Origin of the sequence: Paraburkholderia terricola, from assembly GCF_900142195.1 — a bacterium.
Taxonomy (GTDB): Bacteria; Pseudomonadota; Gammaproteobacteria; order Burkholderiales; family Burkholderiaceae; genus Paraburkholderia; species Paraburkholderia terricola.
Genome location: NZ_FRAB01000105.1, coordinates 1 through 1,424, shown reverse-complemented (window position 1 = coordinate 1,424; position 1,424 = coordinate 1). Strand labels below are relative to the sequence as shown.

Below are 1,424 nucleotides of genomic sequence, written 5' to 3'. Positions count from 1 at the left end.
CCTGTACTCAAAACCTCGTCAAGGAGATAACAAAGGCACAAAACCCGACACTTCTACTTTGCTGCCGCTACGACATTTAAGAATGGCTTTGACAAACAATGTAGTAGCTTTATAGAAATGTCGCGTTCTAGCCATTTAGATGGAATGGTCGCCTCCCGCCTTAACGGGCCAACCGACGCCGCAGCAACCCCGGCGACGATGTCGAGCCCGAGTATCGTCTCCGTTGGGATATCCCGTTAAGGAGAAAGCTGATGGAACCCACGACTATTGCCATCGACCTGGCCAAGCGCGTTTTCCAGATTCACTACGTCGAGCCTGTGACCGGCGCGATTCGCAGCAAGGTGCTCAAACGCGCCCAGCTCGTGCCGTTCTTCGCCAACCGGCCTGCGACTTGTGTCGTTATGGAGGCCTGCGGCAGCGCCCATCACTGGGCCCGTGTCCTGGCGCGGCTTGGCCACGACGTGCGGCTCATCGCAGCCCAGTTCGTCCGACCGTTCGTGAAGTCGAACAAGAACGATGCCGCGGATGCCGCGGCGATCTGGGAAGCGGCCCAACGTCCCGGCATGCGTTTCGTAGCTGTCAAGACGGAAGACCAGCAGGCCATGCTTGCGATGCACCGCATACGCCAGCAACTTGTCAGGATCCGTGTCATGCAGGTCAACCAGCTTCGCGGATTGCTCTACGAATTTGGCGTGATACTGCCGGCAGGTCGCCGTGCATCGATAGAGGCAGCCAAAGTCGCGCTGGCGTCGATGGCTGAGCAGTTGCCCACTATGCTGGCAGACAGCCTGCAGGACCAGATCTCGCGGCTACGTGGACTCGACGAGCAGATTGCCCGGATCGAACAGCGCATTCTCGAGTGGCGACGCAACAACGATGCATGCAGACGCATTTCCGAAATCCCCGGCGTGGGAGTACTCACGGCCACTGCTGCAGTATCGGTAATTGGACAGGCGAAGACCTTTCGCTCCGGCCGGGAGTTCGCTGCCTATTTGGGCCTCGTGCCGCGACAGAACGGCTCTGGGGGCAAGGTAAAGCTTGGCGGGATCAGCAAACGCGGGGACGTGTACTTGCGAACGCTACTGATCCACGGCGCGCGATCGGTCATCTCAAGTTCAAGGTATTTGCCGGAGCGCTTGCGCCAGATGCTGACCCGGCGTCCAACGAATGTCGTTGCCGTTGCGCTCGCCAACAAGATGGCGCGAACAATCTGGGCGCTGCTCGCGTATGGTCGAACGTATCAGGCAGCACCAGCGCAGTAAGCACGAACCGTAGCCTTTAACCCATCCACGGTTGCACAGGTGTATTGAACGATGGCAAGACAGGTTGGACCGCGCAAAGGCAAGCCTGAGACATTTCTCGGACTTCGAGTCCGTTATTTAGATTAGGACCTTTGCGGCGAAATCCATCGGGGCCGGCGGGTA

1 protein-coding gene is annotated in these 1,424 nt (G+C 58.6%); it reads left to right on the top strand.

Going from position 1 to position 1,424, the window contains the following annotated elements; translation table 11 throughout:
* The first annotated feature begins 251 nt into the window (after nt 1-251).
* The gene (locus tag BUE39_RS33625; RefSeq protein WP_073432975.1) at nt 252-1,262 is read left to right on the top strand and encodes an IS110 family RNA-guided transposase; all 1,011 of its coding nucleotides are present in this window, start codon (nt 252-254) and stop codon (nt 1,260-1,262) included.
* The last annotated feature ends 162 nt before the right edge of the window (nt 1,263-1,424 follow it).

Coding starts and splice junctions, on each gene's coding strand:
- BUE39_RS33625 (WP_073432975.1), top strand. CDS start 252: ATGGAACCCACGACTATTGCCATCGACCTGGCCAAGCGCGTTTTCCAG.